At 74.6% G+C, this 16,664-nt stretch carries 13 protein-coding genes; 7 read left to right on the top strand and 6 right to left on the bottom strand.

Translation table 11 applies throughout. The annotated features are described in order from the left end of the window. The first annotated feature begins 13 nt into the window (after positions 1-13). Positions 14-2,563 carry an aminopeptidase N gene (gene pepN, locus Q1A09_RS15170; RefSeq protein ID WP_299956437.1) on the top strand — a complete coding sequence of 850 codons (2,550 nt, stop codon included), beginning with the start codon at positions 14-16 and terminating at the stop codon, positions 2,561-2,563. A 187-nt stretch (positions 2,564-2,750) separates the two neighbouring features. On the opposite strand, the gene Q1A09_RS15165 is transcribed toward pepN, so the two are convergent. The 3 genes from Q1A09_RS15165 to Q1A09_RS15155 are packed head-to-tail and all read right to left on the bottom strand — an operon-like array spanning position 2,751 to position 5,121. Then, the gene (locus tag Q1A09_RS15165; protein ID WP_299956434.1) at positions 2,751-3,248 is read right to left on the bottom strand and encodes a DUF5130 family protein; all 498 of its coding nucleotides are present in this window, start codon (positions 3,246-3,248) and stop codon (positions 2,751-2,753) included. A 58-nt stretch (positions 3,249-3,306) separates the two neighbouring features. Continuing rightward, the gene (locus Q1A09_RS15160) at positions 3,307-3,645 is read right to left on the bottom strand and encodes a hypothetical protein (RefSeq protein WP_299956432.1); all 339 of its coding nucleotides are present in this window, start codon (positions 3,643-3,645) and stop codon (positions 3,307-3,309) included. Between the two features lie 45 nt (positions 3,646-3,690). Continuing rightward, the gene (locus tag Q1A09_RS15155) at positions 3,691-5,121 is read right to left on the bottom strand and encodes an amidase (protein ID WP_299956429.1); all 1,431 of its coding nucleotides are present in this window, start codon (positions 5,119-5,121) and stop codon (positions 3,691-3,693) included. A gap of 103 nt (positions 5,122-5,224) precedes the next feature. Here Q1A09_RS15155 and kynU point away from each other — a divergent pair, with 103 nt between their 5' ends. Next, positions 5,225-6,490, top strand: coding sequence for a kynureninase (kynU, locus tag Q1A09_RS15150; protein ID WP_299956426.1), 1,266 nt, complete (start codon positions 5,225-5,227; stop codon positions 6,488-6,490). A gap of 1 nt (position 6,491) precedes the next feature. Here the strand turns inward: kynU and Q1A09_RS15145 are convergent, their stop codons facing one another. The 3 genes from Q1A09_RS15145 to Q1A09_RS15135 form a co-directional block, all read right to left on the bottom strand. Beyond that, entirely contained in the window at positions 6,492-7,118 is a 627-nt protein-coding gene (locus Q1A09_RS15145; protein WP_299956421.1) for a class F sortase, read from the bottom strand. Between the two features lie 64 nt (positions 7,119-7,182). Then, the gene (locus Q1A09_RS15140) at positions 7,183-8,217 is read right to left on the bottom strand and encodes a hypothetical protein (protein WP_299956418.1); all 1,035 of its coding nucleotides are present in this window, start codon (positions 8,215-8,217) and stop codon (positions 7,183-7,185) included. Between the two features lie 295 nt (positions 8,218-8,512). Beyond that, a complete protein-coding gene (locus tag Q1A09_RS15135; RefSeq protein ID WP_299956925.1) occupies positions 8,513-9,010 on the bottom strand; it encodes an HNH endonuclease in 498 nt (165 codons plus the stop codon). A gap of 245 nt (positions 9,011-9,255) precedes the next feature. Here Q1A09_RS15135 and Q1A09_RS15130 point away from each other — a divergent pair, with 245 nt between their 5' ends. From Q1A09_RS15130 to Q1A09_RS15110, 5 genes are all read left to right on the top strand, one after another. Further along, positions 9,256-11,334: a prolyl oligopeptidase family protein gene (locus Q1A09_RS15130; protein WP_299956415.1), complete on the top strand. Its 2,079-nt coding sequence runs from the start codon at positions 9,256-9,258 to the stop codon at positions 11,332-11,334. Positions 11,335-11,672: 338 nt separating this feature from the next. Then, positions 11,673-12,935 carry an MFS transporter gene (locus Q1A09_RS15125; RefSeq protein ID WP_299956412.1) on the top strand — a complete coding sequence of 421 codons (1,263 nt, stop codon included), beginning with the start codon at positions 11,673-11,675 and terminating at the stop codon, positions 12,933-12,935. After that, complete coding sequence (locus Q1A09_RS15120) at positions 12,932-13,330, top strand: globin (protein ID WP_299956409.1); 399 nt, start codon at positions 12,932-12,934, stop codon at positions 13,328-13,330. The genes Q1A09_RS15125 and Q1A09_RS15120 overlap by 4 nt, the downstream gene beginning before the upstream one ends. Before the next feature lie 84 nt (positions 13,331-13,414). Next, positions 13,415-14,992: a glycoside hydrolase family 13 protein gene (locus tag Q1A09_RS15115; RefSeq protein ID WP_299956406.1), complete on the top strand. Its 1,578-nt coding sequence runs from the start codon at positions 13,415-13,417 to the stop codon at positions 14,990-14,992. Positions 14,993-15,139: 147 nt separating this feature from the next. After that, positions 15,140-16,663: an ATP-binding cassette domain-containing protein gene (locus Q1A09_RS15110; protein ID WP_299956404.1), complete on the top strand. Its 1,524-nt coding sequence runs from the start codon at positions 15,140-15,142 to the stop codon at positions 16,661-16,663. Position 16,664 lies beyond the last annotated feature (1 nt).

Below are 16,664 nucleotides of genomic sequence, written 5' to 3'. Positions count from 1 at the left end.
GAGGCTCCGGGGCGTGGCAGTTCCCAATCTGACTCGTGACGACGCCGCGGCCCGCGCCGCCCTCCTGGCCGTCTCCAGCTACGACCTCTTCCTGGACGTGACCGACGGCCAGGGCCATCCCGGCGAGGAGACGTTCCGCTCGGTCACCACCATCCAGTTCCAGGCCCGCACCGCCGGCGCGGACACGTTCGTCGACCTGGTCGCCGAGCGGGTGCGGTCGGCGACCCTCAACGGGGTGGAGCTGGACGTCAGCGGCTACACCGAGGAGGGCGGCCTCGCCCTGCCGGACCTGGCCGAGTCCAACGAGCTGGTCGTCGACGCCGACTGCCGCTACTCCCGCACCGGGGAGGGCCTGCACCGGTTCGTCGACCCCGAGGACTCACAGGTCTACCTCTACACGCACTTCGAGCCGGCCGAGGCCAAGCGGATGTTCGCCTGCTTCGACCAGCCCGACCTCAAGGCCACCTTCACCGTGCACGTCACCGCGCCCTTCGACTGGCAGGTCGTCAGCAACACCGGCGACCGCACCATCGAGGCCGGCGAGGCCGGGTCCCAGCTGGTGCACTTCACCCCCACCAAGCGGATCTCCACCTACCTGGTGGCGCTGGTCGCCGGCCCCTACGCCCGGGTCACCGACCTGCACGACGGCATCCCGCTGGGCATCTACTGCCGGGCGTCGCTGGCCCAGCACCTCGACCCCGAGGAGATCTTCGCGGTCACCAAGGCCGGGTTCGACTTCTACCACCGGGTCTTCGACTACCCGTACCCGTTCGACAAGTACGACCAGCTCTTCGTGCCCGAGTTCAACGCCGGGGCGATGGAGAACGCCGGCTGCGTGACCTTCCTGGAGGACTACGTCTTCCGGTCCAAGACCAGCCGGGCCCGCTACGAGCGGCGCGCGGAGACGATCCTCCACGAGCTGGCGCACATGTGGTTCGGCGACCTGGTGACCATGCGCTGGTGGGACGACCTGTGGCTCAACGAGTCCTTCGCCACCTACATCTCCACGCTCTGCCAGGCCGAGGCCACCGAGTACACGACGGCCTGGACGACGTTCGCCAACACCGAGAAGAGCTGGGCCTACGCACAGGACCAGCTGCCCTCCACCCACCCGATCGCGGCCGACATGGTCGACGTCGCCGCGGTCGAGGTGAACTTCGACGGCATCACCTACGCCAAGGGCGCCTCGGTGCTCAAGCAGCTGGTGGCCTACGTCGGGCAGGAGGACTTCCTCGCCGGGGTGCGCCGGTACTTCCGCAAGCACGAGTACGGCAACACCACCCTCGACGACCTGCTCAGCGAGCTGTCCGAGGCGTCGGGCCGCGACCTGTCGGACTGGTCGGACCAGTGGCTGCAGACCAGCCAGGTCAACACCCTGCGCCCGGTCTACTCACTCGACGACTCCGGCCGGTACTCCTCGTTCGCCATCGAGCAGACGGCGGTCGCGGCGCACCCGGTGCTGCGTCGGCACCGGCTGGCCGTGGGCCTCTACAGCGACGGCCCCGACGGGCTCACCCGGTCCCACCGGGTGGAGCTGGACGTCGACGGGGCCAGCACCGAGGTCGCCGAGCTGGTCGGCCACCCGGCCGCGGACCTGGTGCTGGTCAACGACGACGACCTCACCTACGCCAAGCTGCGGCTCGACGAGCGGTCACTGGCCACCCTGCGCAGCCGGATCGGCGCGATCCCGGACTCGCTCCCCCGGGCGCTGTGCTGGTCGGCGGCCTGGGACATGACCCGCGACGGTGAGCTCGCGGCCCGCGACTGGGTGCAGCTGGTGCTGGCCGGCGTCGACGCCGAGACCGAGATCAGCGTCGTCCAGTCGCTGCTGGCCCGGGTGCAGACCGCGCTGGCGTCCTACGCCGACCCGGCGTGGGCACCGACCGGCTGGGCGCTGCTGGGTGACAAGGCACTGGCGGCCCTGCACGGCGCGGAGCCGGGCAGCGACGCGCAGCTGCAGTGGTCCCGGACCCTGGCCGCCGCCGCCCGCACCGACGAGCACGTGGCTGCGCTGCGCGGCCTGCTCGACGGCTCGGTGACCGTCGAGGGCCTCGCCGTCGACGCCGACGCACGGTGGGCGTTCCTCCAGGGGCTGGTGGCGCTGGGCGCCGCCGGCGACACGGAGATCGACGCGGAGGCCGCCCGGGACGCCACCGCCACCGGCGCCCGCCGCACGGCCACCGCCCGGGCGCTGCGGCCCACCGCGGAGTCGAAGGCGGAGACCTGGGAGCGGGCGTTCACCGACGAGTCGATCGCCAACGCCGTCCACGAGGCGATGGTCGCCGGCTTCTGGCACCCCGCCCAGCAGGAGCTCACCGCCCCCTACGTGGACCGGTACTTCGCCGACATCCGCGGGCTGTGGGACCGGCGTCCGGGCGAGATCGCGAAGAACGCCGTGGAGTACCTGTTCCCGAAGGTCATCGACGACGCGACCCTCGCCGCGGCCGACGCCTGGCTGGCCGACGAGTCCGCCCCGGCACCGCTGCGCCGGCTGGTGAGCGAGGGCCGGGACGGCGTGGCCCGCGCGCTGTGGGCCCGTCGCCGGGACGCCGCCGCCGGCTGAACGAGGAGCCCCCGGCCCCACCGCGATCCCCACGGCTCGCGGTGGGGCCGGTTGCGGCTGGCTCCAGGCACGGCAGTGGAGCGGGCTCGTGACGGAGGCCGGACAGCGACGAGGCCCCGTCCCCTCAGCGGGGGACGGGGCCTCGTCGCGTCCCGGCGGTGGCCGGGTCGTCCGTGGTCGGCGGGCGTCAGTGGCCGGTGGCGATGCCCCGCGGCGCGTGGTCGCCCAGGCGGCCCGGGTGGCCGGCCGCGTCGGACATCTGCCGCAGGCCGTTGATGATCGCGCCGACGAGGTCACCGGAGCCGAGCCGGCTGGTCATCGACAGGACGGCGAGCGCGCAGGCCCGGTCGGGCAGCCGGCGTGCGGCGGTCGCACCGGTGACGATCTCCAGCACCCGCTGGCCGGGCGACAGGGCGACGAGCACGCTGTTGGCGGTGTCCCCACCGGACCTGCTGTGCAGGTCCTCGGCGGTGGCCCGGGTGTCGGTGCCCAGTTCGCCCACGTAGAGGGTGAACCGCAGCCCGGTCTCCCGGGAGGACATGGTCAGCGCCTCGTCGAGCCGGGCGAGGTCCCGGTAGCTGAACGGCCCGGAGCCGGGCTCCATGACCGAGCTGTTGCCGGTCTCCTGTGTCGCGCTGGGCCCGTACTGGTCGGCGGCCGGCTGCCGGTTGAGCTGCTGGGTCATCGGGGGCGTGTCTCCGGAGGATGGCGGGAGCTGGGCGGCGGAGGTGCTCATCGTCGGTTCACCAGGTCCCGCGGGCGCCACCGGCGGCGGTGCGCCGGGTCGCATCATGGCTGTACTCGGAGCCGTGCGGGTGCTGGCCGATGGCCAGCGCCGAGGCGGTGGCGCCCGGCCCCGGGGCTGCGTGCCCGGTGGCCCCGTGGTCGTCGTCGTGGCCACCGACCACGCCGGGGACGTCGGGGTGCGGCTCGTACCAGACGGCTTCGTGCTGCCAGGGCTGGCCGGGGCGGTACTGCGTCCGGTCCTTGCCGCGGCCGGGGATCAGCGTCGCCGCCGCGAACAGCAGCACCACCACCAGCGGGACGACGCCGTAGATGAGCACGGTCTCGATCACGGGCATGGCCGCAATCTACCGGGAGCCCCGCTCACCGGCCCGGCAGGACGGTCACCAGAGCGCGGGGTGTCGGTGCGCCCAGGGCCGGGCCTCCTCGAGCTGGGCCGACAGCGAGATCAGCGTCGCCTCGTCGGCCGGGCGCCCCACCAGCATCGTGCCGACCGGCAGCCCGCCCGCCGTCCACCACAGCGGCACGCTGACCGCCGGCTGGCCGGTGACGTTGTAGACGGCCGGGAAGGCGGCGTAGCGCTTCTGCCGCTCGAAGTCCTCGGCCCCGTCGTCACCGAACCAGCCCACCGGCCGGGGCGGCATGGTGCAGACCGGGGCGAGCAGCACGTCGAGGTGGCTGGTCGCCTGGACGAACCGTCGGGAGAAGACCCGCAGCCGGAACATCGCCTCCATCGCGTCCTGGGCCGAGAGAGCCAGGCCGCGGTCGCGGAGGAACCGGGTCAGCGGCCGGAGCTCCCCCAGCTGCGCCGCCGGGACCGGCAGGGTCGTCGCCGAGAGCGCCCAGACCACCTCGAAGGCACCGAAGACCTCCGGGGTCAGTGGTGAGGCCGGCAGGTCCTCGACGTCGTGCCCGAGGTCGGACAGCAGGGCGGAGGCGTCCTCGAAGGCGGCCCGCACCTCCGGGTCGAGGTCGGCGCCGGGCATGCCGGAGTCCAGGTAGCGGCCGATCCGCAGCCGGCCCGGCGCGCGGTCGGCGTGGCCCAGGAAGGTCTCCCCCGCCGGCAGGGGCGGAGCCCAGTACGGGTCGCCCACCACCGGCCCGGCCATCGCGTCCAGCATCGCCGCGGCGTCGCGCACCGTCCGGGCCAGCGGGCCCTGCACGCCCAGCCCGGTGGTCTCGCTGCCCAGCGGCGCGTTGCTCACCCGGCCGCGGCTGGGCTTGATCCCGAACAGCCCGTTGATGCCGGCCGGGATGCGGATCGAGCCCCCGCCGTCCGAGCCGTGCGCGAAGGGCAGCATCCCGGCGGCGACCGCGGCCGCGGCCCCGCCGCTGGAGCCACCGGCCAGCAGCGTGGTGTCCCAGGGGCAACGGGCCGGGCCGGCCAGGCCGTTGTCGGTGTAGCAGGGGAAGCCGAACTCCGGGGTGTTGGTCTTGCCCAGGCTGATGGTGCCGGCCGCGGCGAGCGCGGTGACCACGGCGTCGTCCACCGCGGGGACGAAGTCGGCCAGCACGGTCGACCCGAACGTGGTGCGCACCCCGGCGGTGTTCGCCAGGTCCTTGATCGCGGTCGGGACGCCGTGCAGCGGGGGCAGGTCGGCGTTGTCGAGCACCGCCCGGTCGGCGGCCGCGGCCTGCGCCCGGGCCCGCTCGGGGGTCACGGTGAGGAAGGCGCCGACGGCGGCGTCCAGCGCTTCGATCCGGGCGAGGGAGTGCTCGACCAGCTCGGTGGCGCTCACCTCCTTCCCGCGGACCGCGGCCGCCTGCTCCAGCGCGGTCAGGTCGTGCAGCTGCGTGCCGGTCGATGAGGTCACGGCCGGACGCTAGCGGGTGATCAGCTCGGGTCCACCGGCGTCTCCGCCCCGTCGTGGCCCCGCTGGGCACGGGGTCGGCCCGCACGCGCGAGAGGATCGGCCCGTGGACCTCTCCCGCGACGCCGCCCTGGCCGCCGACGTCACCGACCCGCTGGCCGGCTTCCGCGCCCGCTTCACCGGCACGGACGACGACGGCCCCGACCGGCTGCTCTACCTGGACGGCAACTCCCTGGGCCGGCTGCCGCGGGAGACCCCGGCCGCGGTCGCCCGGGTCGTCGAGCAGGAGTGGGGCACCGGGCTGGTCGGCTCCTGGCGGGACTGGGTGGAGCAGTCCCGCAGGATCGGCGACGAGCTGGCCGCCGGGGTGCTCGGTGCCCGGCCGGGTGAGGTGCTGATCAGTGACACCACCAGCGTCGACCTCTACAAGCTGCTGGTCGCCGCCGTCGACGCCCGGCCCGGCCGCGACGTCCTGATCTGCTGCGCCGACGACTTCCCGACCGACCGCTACATCGTCGCCGGGGTCGCCGACTCCCGCGGCCTGACCGTGCGCGAGGTCGAGGCGCACATCGACACCGGGCTCGACCTCGCCGTCCTCGCCCGGGCACTGGACGAGCGGGTCGCGGTCGTCGTGCTGTCCCAGGTGGCCTACCGCTCCGGCGCCCTGGTCGACGTCGCCGAGGTCACCCGGCTGGCCCGCGAGGCGGGCGCGCTGGTGGTCTGGGACCTCAGCCACGGGGCCGGCGCCGTCCCCGCCGACCTGACCGCCGCCGGCGCCGACCTCGCCGTCGGCTGCACCTACAAGCACCTCAACGGCGGTCCGGGCGCACCGGCGTTCTTGTACGTGCGCCGGGAGCTGCAGGAGCAGCTGCGCCAGCCGATCTGGGGGTGGTTCGGCCAGCATGACCAGTTCGCCATGGGCCCGGCCTACGAGCCGGCCGAGGGCGTGGACCGGTTCGCCGTCGGCACTCCCCCGGTGCTCGCGATGGCCGCGGTCGAGGTGGGCGTGCGGCTGACCGCGGAGGCACGGATCGAGCGGATCGCCGCGAAGGCGCAGGCGCTCACCGGGCTGGTGATCGAGCTGGCCGACGCCTGGCTGGCCGAACACGGCGTCACCGTCGCCAGCCCGCGGGACGCCGCCCGCCGCGGCGCGCACGTGAGCCTGGCGCACCCCGCCGCCTGGCAGCTGACCCAGGCGCTGATCGAGCGCGGCGTCGTCCCGGACTTCCGCACGCCCGACCGGCTGCGGCTCGGCCCGGCGCCGCTGTACACCCGGTTCGTCGACGTCTGGGACGCCATGGACCGGCTGCGTACCGTGCTGTCGGACCGGTCGTACGAGAGCCACCCGGTCGAGCGCAGCCGGGTGACCTGAGTCAGGACTCGGCGAAGACGATGAAGTTGTCGTCGGTGGTGCGGCCGTCGTCGTCGACGAAGCAGGTGATCAGCACGAGTCGGCCCGGCATGACCGTCCAGACGTCGGTCGCACCAGGCAGCGCGTCCTTGCTGTACCGCTCGGTGCGGGTGATCGTGTAGTCGACGCTGCTGTCGGGGGTCTCCACCGTCACCACGTCGCCGGTGGAGACCCCGGCACCGTGGTCACCGGGCATGAGCGGGTTGAACGCCGCCGCGCCCTTGGTCCAGGAGTGCCCGGCGATGTAGACGGTGTTGTCCGGCTGCGCACCGGGTTCGCCATAGGGCCGCACCCAGTAGCTGTCGGCCATGGTGGGCGGGTCGATCACCCCACCCGTCGGCGTCAGCGGGAGCACGGCGACGTCGACGCCCACGGACGGCAGCTCCAGCCGCACCGACGAGGACTTCGGCGGCTCCACCGGCGTGTCCACCGGCACCTCGACCGGGGCGGGCTCCGTCACGACGGGCGCCGGGGCCGGGGTCGGGGTCGGTTCGACGGTCGGGGCCACCGGGGACGGCACCGCGGCGGCGCGCACCGCCGGGTCGTCGCGGCTGCCGTTGAGCACCAGGGCGAACAGCAGCGCGACCACGCCGAGCAGGGCGGCCCCCGCGAGGGCCGCCCTGCGAGGGGTCCACTGGACCGGGAGCCGCACGTCAGGCCCGGGCGGCCGAACGGCGCGACCGCACCACGACCCCGGCGCCGGCCAGTGCGACGAGCGAACCGAGGGTGATCGGCAGGAGAGCGGGCGTGCCGGCGTCCCCACCGGTCTCCGAGCGCAGTCCCGGGTTCACCGCGGGTGCGATGACCTCGATCACCGAGTACGTGCCGGAGACCACCTGCCCTGCGCCGTCACCAGCGACCGAGACGAGCAGGTAGCGCCCGGGCTCGGTGCTGTCGGGGACCTCCATGGTGGCCGTCCGCCGGTCCGCGGAGAGGGTCGACTCGAGCGGGAGGGACATCCCCTCGATCAGGTCGGTGCTCAGGAAGTCGTTCAGGGAGAAGTCGCTGACCCCCAGGTCGGGGATGCCGAGCTCGGTCAGGTGCGACGAGGCGGGCAGGACGACGTCCATGGACGTGCCGGCCGTCACCTGGACCGAGGAGCAGGCGGGGAGCTCGAGATCGCTGTACTGGCAGCCCACGGCGGACGAGGTCACGACCTGGCTGGTCAGTGTCACGGCAGCCGGCGCCGCCGCCGAGAACTCCAAGGTCCAGAGCGCCGGGTCGACGAAGGTGCTCCAGCTCCCCAGCGTGGACGCCAGGTCGGTCAGTGCGAGACGCCCCGTCGGGCCGTTGGCACCGTCGTCTGCCGGCATGTCGATCCGGTAGGTGCCGCTGCCGAGGTCCGTGACCACCAGCAGGTCCGCCGGCGCAGCCGCACCGGTGGAATACGTACGGGTCGGGGTGATCCCGTCGGCGCCGACCAGGTCCAGGGAGGCGCCGGGTGTCGGCCCGGCAGGGGCCACCTGCGGCGGCAGGGTGACGGTCACCGCGCCACCCCAGGCGACCGGGATCGTCTCGAACCCGCTGCCGGGGAGCGGGCTCTGCACCGGCAGCGGGCCGTAGTTCTGCGACGGCCGCAGGTTGGACTCCACCGACTCCGGCGTCAGGGTGGTCGTGGGGTTCGTCGGCGCGGCACCGGCAGCCGATGCACCCAGCCACAGCGAGGCCACGGCGGCCAGGGCGACCACCCCAGCGTGAGCGAACGGACGACGAGCGGGAACGCGCGACGCGGGGCGGGATGACATGAGGAGGGACGCCTCTCTGGCAGGGGGCGACGCCCACGTGGCGCCACTGGCGCGGAACCTATCCGGCTGCCACGCATGGGCCGGTACAAGTCTGTGGATGTCGCCGAGTGGGCGATGCAACGGACTCAGGAGTTGCCAACTGCACCACCGGTCACAGCGGCTGCCGCACCAGTGCGGCGGCCAGTTCTGCGCATGAGTGGGCAGAACTGTGCGGCAGCCGCCGCTGTGGAGTGCCTGGTCAGGCGCTCACGGAATCCGGCATGCCCAGCCACTCGTGCCACCTCGGGTCGACCGTGCGGTGCCCGAGCAGTCGCCAGGCCGCCCCGCTGGGCGCCCCGGGCGGGTGCGGCAGCGACCAGCCCATCTCCGCCAGCGACCGGTCGGCCTTGGTGTGGTTGCACCGCCTACAGGCCGCCACCACGTTGTCCCAGGTGTGCGTGCCCCCGCGGCTGCGCGGCACCACGTGGTCGATGCTGGTCGCCGAGCCGCCGCAGTAGACGCAGGTCGACCCGTCGCGGGTGAACACCGCCCGCCGGGACAGCGGCACCTGCACCGGGTAGGGCACCCGCACGTAGCGGGTCAGCCGGACGACGATCGGGACGGCCACGGTCACCCGCTCGGCGTGCACCTCGTCGTCGGTGACGTCGACGGCCTCGGCCTTCGCCGCCAGGACCAGCACGATCGCGCGGCGGCTGGAGACCACGCACAACGGCTCGTAGGTGGCGTTGAGCAACAGGGTGGCGGCAGTGGTGGACGACGCCGGGGCGGGCGCGGGCGGACCGGGGGCAGGGCCGCGCCGCGCACCGGTCGACCCCGGCGCGGACGACCCCAGAGCGGTGATCGACACGGGACACCTCCGAGTGCCCGTGGCCACCGACGGCTTCGACAGCCCACGGGCACCCTCATCCTGCCCTGGGGACGGCGGTCTCGGCCATCGAGTGAGCTGAGCGGTCCGTCGGTGGTCGCCACTACGGTCGGTTCGTGCGCTACCCCGACGCCCCCCGCCTGGACCTGGTCGACGACCTGCACGGTCACCCGGTCGCCGACCCCTACCGCTGGCTGGAGGACCCCGACGACCCGCGCACCACCGCCTGGGCCGCCGCCCAGGACGAGCTCGCCGCCGAGCTGCTCGCCGGCCTCCCGGCCCGGCCGCTCTTCGCCGACCGGCTGGCCCAGCTGGTGCACGCCGGCGCCGTCGGCGTCCCGGTGGAGCGCCGCGGCCGCGCCTTCTCCACCCGCCGCGACCCGGGTCAGGAGCACGCCGTCCTGCGGGTCACCGAGCCCGACGGCAGCGTCCGGGTGCTGGTCGACCCGACCACCCTCGACCCGGCCGGCACCACCACGCTGGACGCCTGGCAGCCCTCCTGGGAGGGCGACCGGCTGGCCTACCAGCTGTCGGTCGGCGGCGACGAGGAGTCGCAGCTGTTCGTGCTCGACGTGGCCACCGGCGAGGTGCTCGAGGGCCCGATCGACCGGTGCCGCTACTCCCCCGTCGGCTGGCTGCCCGGCGGCGACGAGCTGTTCTACGTCCGCCGGCTGGCCCCGGAGCTGGTGCCGGCGGGTGAGGAGCAGTTCCACCGGCGGGTGTGGCGGCACCGGGTGGGCAGCGACCCGGACACCGACGTCCTGGTGCACGGCGAGGGCAGCGACCCCTCCACCTACTTCGGTGCCCGCACCAGCGCCGACGGGCGCTGGCTGGTCGTCTCCGCCTCGGTCGGCACCGCCCCACGGGACGACGTGTGGCTGGCCGACCTGGCCGGGGACGGCGCGCTCCGCGAGCTCCAGGTGGGCGTGGACGCGCAGACGTCGGCCTGGGTGGCCCGGGACGGTCGGCTGTGGCTGCACACCGACCGGGACGCCCCGCGCAGCCGGCTGGTGGTGGCCGACCCCGCAGACCCGGCCAGCTGGGCGCCGTCGGCCTGGCGGGAGGTCGTCCCGCAGTCCGACGACGGGGTGCTCTCCGACGTGGCCCTGGTCGACGGCCCGGACGGCGACCTGCGGGTGCTCGCCGTGCACGCGGTGGACGCCACCGACCGGCTGTCGCTGTGGGCCGGGGACGGCAGCGGCCGGCTGGCCGAGGTGACCGACCTGCCTCCGGGCAGCGTCACCGGGGTGAGCGCACCGCCGGAGGGCGGCAGCACGGCCTGGGTCGGGTTCACCGACCACTCGACGCCACCGTCGGTGCTGCGCTGGGACGCCGGGACCCCGGCCGCCCTGACGACGCACGAGCAGGCCCCGGTGGCCGGCGAGGTGCCCGCGGTGCAGGTGACCGAGGCGCACGCGACCTCCGCCGACGGCACGCCGGTGCACCTGTTCGTGCTCTCCCCCTCGGGCCTCCCGGACAGCCCGCGGCCGACGGTGCTGTACGGGTACGGCGGGTTCAACGTCTCGCTCACCCCGGCCTACAGCGCGCAGGCGCTGTCCTGGGTGGCGGCCGGCGGGGTGTGGGTGGTGGCGAACCTGCGCGGCGGCTCCGAGCACGGGGAGGAGTGGCACCGGGCCGGGATGCGGGAGCGCAAGCAGAACGTGTTCGACGACTTCGCCGCGGCCGCCGAGCACCTGATCGCCGAGGGCTGGACGACGCCGGCCCAGCTGGCGGTGATGGGCGGCTCCAACGGCGGGCTGCTGGTGGGCGCGATGACCACCCAGCACCCCGACCTGGTCGCCGCGGTGGTCTGCAGCGCCCCGTTGCTGGACATGGTCCGCTACGAGCTCTTCGGGTTGGGCCGCACCTGGAACGACGAGTACGGCACCGCCGCCGACCCGGTCGAGCTGGGCTGGCTGCTCGGCTACTCCCCCTACCACCGGGTGGTCGAGGACACCGACTACCCGGCGGTGCTGTTCACGACCTTCGAGTCCGACACCCGGGTCGACCCGCTGCACGCCCGCAAGCTGGCCGCGGCACTCCAGCACGCCACCACCGCCGACGCCCCGATCGTGCTGCGCCGGGAGCTGTCGGTGGGGCACGGCGCCCGGGCGGTCAGCCGCACGGTCGGGCTCGCCGCCGACCAGCTGGCGTTCCTGGCCGCCTACACCGGGATGACACCCGTCCCCGAGTGAGGCGTCCACCGGGCGACGCCCGGGTCCCGGGTCCCACGGACCCGGCACACCCGGGCGTCGCCCGGACCGGCCGGAGACGTTGGGGGTGACCCGGCGGGACGAGCGCCTCACCTGCGAACTCTCCGGTTCCGGAACGTCGGCGAACCGCCGCGCGTCGTCGCCAGGGGTCATCGACCGGATCAGTTCCACCTGCCACACTCCTGCGTCATGAAGCGCGCACAGGCGGTCACCGCGGGGTCGGCCGCCGCCGGCTCGGACGCAGGTCCACGCTGAGCCGCCGTCGTCCCGGGCCCGCCGGCCCGGGCAGCCGGCCGGCCACCTTCGGCCAGGTCTTCGCGGTGCGCGAGTTCCGCCCGCTGTTCGGCTCCTACCTGCTGTCCACGATCGGCGACGAGCTGGCCCGCGTCGCGCTGACCGTGCTCGTCTACCAGCGCACCGACTCCGCGCTGCTGTCCGCGGTCACCTTCGCGATCAGCTACCTGCCGTGGGTCCTCGGCGGTCCGGTGCTCGCCGCGCTGGCCGACCGGCTGCCCCGGCACCGGGTGCTGATCAGCAGCGACGTGGCCCGCGCCGTCCTGGTCGCGACGATGGCCGCACCGGGCATGCCGCTGCCCCTGCTGCTGGCCCTGCTGCTGCTGGTCTCGCTGTGCTCGCCACCGTTCGAGGCGGCCCGCTCGGCGCTCATGGCCGATGTGCTGGAGGGCGACCGCTACGCCGTGGCCACCTCGCTCACCGGGGTGACCGCCCAGGTCGCCCAGCTGATCGGCTTCCTGCTCGGCGGCGCGCTGCTGCTGCACTTCTCCCCCGCCGTGGCGCTGCTGCTCAACGCCGCCACCTTCGCCGTCTCCGCCGTCTGGCTGACCGTGGGGCTGCAGCGACGTCCCGCACCGGGCCTGGCGGACGCCGAGGACGAGGTGCGGTCGATCTGGCGGGACACCGCCAGCGGCGTGCGCTTCCTCGCCTCGGCCCCCCGGCTGCTGGCCATCGTCGGGGTGCTGTGGGTCGCCGCCCTCTTCGTCAACGCCCCCGAGGGGATCGCCACCCCGCTGGGCCTGCAGCTGCAGGGCACCACCGCCGCGGCCGGCGTGCTGCTCGCCGCCGCGCCGGCCGGCACCGCCCTCGGCGGTCTGGTGGTGGGCCGGTTCTGCCCGCCGCACGTCCGTGAACGACTGCTGGCCCCGCTCGTCGCGCTGTCCCTGGGCGGCGTGCTGCTGGCCGGCCTGGTGCCGCTGTGGCTGGGCACCGGCACCACCGCGTTCGTGGCGGTCGTGGCGCTGTTCTTCGTGGCCGGGGTCGGCGGGGCCTGCTCCATCCCGCTGAACGTGGCCTTCGTGCAGGCCGTGCCCAGCGCCTTCCGGGGGCGGGCGTTCGGGGTCGCCGCCGCCGGGCTCGCCGGCGTCCAGGGGCTGGGTGTCGTCCTGGCCGGGCTGGGCGCGGAGGTGCTGCGGCCGAGCACCGTGGTGGCGCTGTCCGGCGCGATCGGCCTGGTCGCCGTCGTCGTCCCGCTGGTGGCGCTGCACCGCAACCGCGCCCGGACGGGTCACGGAGACGACGCCCACGTGGCCCCGGACGTCTCCGCTGAGGGAACATCGCAGGCATGAGCGAGACGAGCCGGCCGCTGCCCGACGCGGCCACCTTCTACGCGGAGATCGGCGGAGAGCCCACCTTCCGCAGCCTCGTCGCGCACTTCTACGCCGCCGTCCGGGAGGACCCGGTGCTGCGGCCGATGTACCCGGCCGACGACTGGGACGGCGCGGAGACCCGGCTGCGGATGTTCCTCGAGCAGTACTGGGGCGGGCCACGCACCTACTCCGAGGAGCGGGGGCACCCGCGCCTGCGGATGCGGCACGCCCCCTTCGCCGTCGACCGCGTGGCCCGGGACGCCTGGCTCACCCACATGCGCGCCGCCGTCGACTCCCTCGGGCTCACCGCCGAGCAGGACGCGACGTTGTGGGGTTACCTGGAGATGGCAGCGCACAGCATGCAGAACCAGTAAGGACCCCGCTCCCCCTCCCGCCTCGCAGGCTCGGCGCGAGCCTCTGGAGCGGGGCCGTACCTGCACAGACCCCTGAGGAGCCCGGTGACCGCGGTCCCGCCAACGACCACGACCCCCGACTGGTGGCGGGAGGCGGTGTTCTACCAGGTCTACGTCCGCAGCTTCGCCGACGGCACCGGCGACGGGGTCGGCGACCTGGCCGGCATCCGCGCCCACCTGCCGTACCTGGCCGAGCTCGGCGTCGACGCGCTGTGGATCACGCCGTTCTACCCCTCGCCGATGCACGACCACGGCTACGACGTCGCCGACCCCCGGGGTGTCGAGCCGGTCTTCGGCGACCTGCCCGGTTTCGACGCACTGCTCGCCGACGCCCACGAGCGCGGCATCCGGGTGACGATCGACCTGGTGCCCAACCACAGCTCGCACGACCACGAGTGGTTCACCGAGGCGCTGGCCTCACCGCCGGGCTCCCCCGCCCGGGCGCGGTACTTCTTCCGCGACGGATCCGGCCCGCACGGCGACTCCCCGCCGAACAACTGGCCCTCGGTGTTCGGCGGGCCGGCCTGGACCCGGGTGCCCGACGGGCAGTGGTACCTGCACCTGTTCGCCCCCGAGCAGCCCGACCTGGACTACTCGAACCCCGAGGTCGTCGCCGACCTGGAGGAGACGCTGCGGTTCTGGCTGGACCGCGGGGTCGACGGTTTCCGGATCGACGTCGCGCACGGCATGGCCAAGCCGCCCGGCCTGCCGGACATGGTCCCGGCCGAGGACACCGGCCTGTTCGCCGACGACGGCCCCGGCGACCTGCGCTTCGACCAGGACCACGTGCACGCGCTGCACCGCCGGGTCCGGGCGGTGCTCGACCAGTACCCCGACCGGATGGCCGTCGGCGAGGTGTGGGTGTTCGACGACGAGCGGTTGTCGCACTACCTGCGCCCCGACGAGCTGCACCTGGCGTTCAACTTCCGGCTGCTCACCGCGGAGTGGGGCGCCGACGAGCTGCGCGCGGCGGTGGAGCACTCGCTGAACACGGTGGCGCCGACGCCGGCGCCGGCCTGCTGGGTGCTGTCCAACCACGACCGGCCCCGGCACGTCACCCGCTACGGCGGCGGTGAGGTGGGCACCCGGCGGGCGCGCGCCGCGGCGCTGCTCCAGCTGGCACTGCCCGGCGTGGCCTACGTCTACAACGGCGACGAGCTCGGCATGCCCGACGTCGACCTGCCCGACGAGGTGCTGCAGGACCCGATCTGGGAGCGGTCCGGGCACACCGAGCGGGGCCGGGACGGCTGCCGGGTGCCGGTGCCGTGGTCCGGCGACGAACCGCCCTACGGCTTCTCCTCCACCGCCGACACCTGGCTGCCGATGCCGCCCGGCTGGGGGCCGCTCACCGCCGCGGCCCAGACCGGGGACGCCGACTCGATGCTGTCGCTGTACCGGGAGGCGCTCGCGCTGCGGCGCGGCCCGGCGTTCCGGGGGGACGGCGTGGAGTGGCTTCCCGCGCCGGACGGGTGCCTGGCCTTCCGGCGTCCCGGTGGGCTGGTGTGCCTGCTCAACCTCTCCCCCGCGCCGGTGCCGCTGCCCGAGGGGCAGGTGCTGCTGGCCAGCGGGCCGGTCGTCGACGGGCAGGTCCCGGTCGACGGCGCGGTCTGGCTCAGCGCCTGAGCGGAGGCCTCCCGGGACCTGTCGTCCCGGGAGGCGCGGTGCCCCACGACCGGTAGCATCCAGGTAGTTGCACAGCGTCGCGGGAGACGCTGGAACCACCGTCCGCCGGCTCCGTCCGGGGACGCTTCCCGGGGAGGCCTGCCCGCCATGGCGTTGCTGCAGGTCGATGGACTGACGAAGTCCTTCGGTGCCCGACGCGTCCTGCGCGACGTGTCGTTCGCGCTCGAGCAGGGCGAGGTCGTCGGGCTCGTGGGGGCCAACGGAGCGGGCAAGTCGACGCTGGGCGACGTCCTGGCGGGCATCACCGCGGCCGACTCCGGGGCGATGACGCTGGCCGGCCACCCCTACGCACCGCTGTCCGCCGAGGACGCCCGGCACCTCGGGGTCGGGGTCGTCCAGCAGCTGGTCCGGATCGACCCGGGGCTCACCGTCGCCCAGGCGGTGTTCCGCGGGACGCCGCAGGCCGGGCGCCCGCAGGCCGAGCTGCGCCGGCAGGCCCAGGTGCTGCTCGCCGAGGTGGCCCTGGACGTCGACCCGGACACCGTGATCGGCGAACTGCCGCACTTCGTGCACGGGGTGGTGGAGATCGCCCGCGTGCTCGCCGAGGACACCCGGCTGGTCGTGCTCGACGAGGTCTCGGCCGCGCTGCTGCCGGTGGAGGTCGAGGGCCTGCACGCCGTCACCGGCCGGCTCAGCCGCCAGGGCCGCGGCGTGCTCTACATCAGCCACCGGCTGCCGGAGATGCTGGCCGTGGTCGACCGGGTGCTGGTGCTGCGTGAGGGCAGGATCGCCCTGGACAGCCCGGCCGCCGCGCTCGACCCGGTGCGGCTCGCCGCGGAGACCGTGGGTGAGCCGGTGGCGCTGCCGGCACCACGGGTGGCCACGCTCCCCCGACCGGACGACGCCCCGGCGCCCGCGCCGCGGCCGGTCGGCTCGGACGACGTGACCCTGCAGGTGCGCAACCTGCGGGTGCCCGGCGCGGTCGAGGGCGTGGACCTGCTGCTGCACCGCGGCGAGGTGATCGGGCTGACCGGTCACCGGTCGTCCGGGCTGGGTGAGCTCGTCGGCGCCCTGTCCGGCGAGCTGCCCGCGATCACCGACGAGCTGCTGCTGCACGGGGAGCCCCGGTCGCTGGGCTCGGCGACCGGCGCCGACGTGCTGCGGGTGCCCGCCTACCGCCCCGACGACGACGCCTACGGGGTGGACCCCGGCGAGACGATCGCCCGCACGCTCACCCAGGAGCAGTGGGGCGCCCTCACCGACATGCGCCAGGAGATCGCCACGCTGCGCAGCGTGATCCGCACCGTCCACCAGATGGACGTGAAGACGCTGAGCATCCGCACGGTGTTCGGTGCGCTCTCGGGCGGTGACCAGCACAAGATCGCCCTGGCCCGGTGGATGTCCGCCTCCGCGCAGGACGTCGTGGTGCTGCACGAGCCCACCCGCGGGCTGGACGTGCGCGCCCGCCACCAGGTGCGCCGGCTGCTGGACGACGCCACCGCCTCCGGCACGTCGGTCGTCGTGGTGTCGGTGGACCCCGACGAGCTCGCCGAGTGCTGCGACCGCGTCGGCATCGTCTCCGGCGGCCGGGTCGCCCGGTGGATCGACCTCGACGAGCTCGCCGCCGACGCGTTCCGCGACCGGATCGCCGAGGCCACCTCCGCGGCCTGAC

The sequence above is a fragment of the uncultured Modestobacter sp. genome (assembly GCF_947486615.1).
Classification (GTDB): Bacteria; Actinomycetota; Actinomycetes; order Mycobacteriales; family Geodermatophilaceae; genus Modestobacter.
This window is presented reverse-complemented; position numbering and strand designations above follow the sequence as displayed.

Coding starts and splice junctions, on each gene's coding strand:
- Q1A09_RS15165 (WP_299956434.1), bottom strand. CDS start 3,248: ATGACCCAGCAGCTCAACCGGCAGCCGGCCGCCGACCAGTACGGGCCC.
- Q1A09_RS15160 (WP_299956432.1), bottom strand. CDS start 3,645: ATGCCCGTGATCGAGACCGTGCTCATCTACGGCGTCGTCCCGCTGGTG.
- Q1A09_RS15110 (WP_299956404.1), top strand. CDS start 15,140: ATGGCGTTGCTGCAGGTCGATGGACTGACGAAGTCCTTCGGTGCCCGA.
- Q1A09_RS15120 (WP_299956409.1), top strand. CDS start 12,932: ATGAGCGAGACGAGCCGGCCGCTGCCCGACGCGGCCACCTTCTACGCG.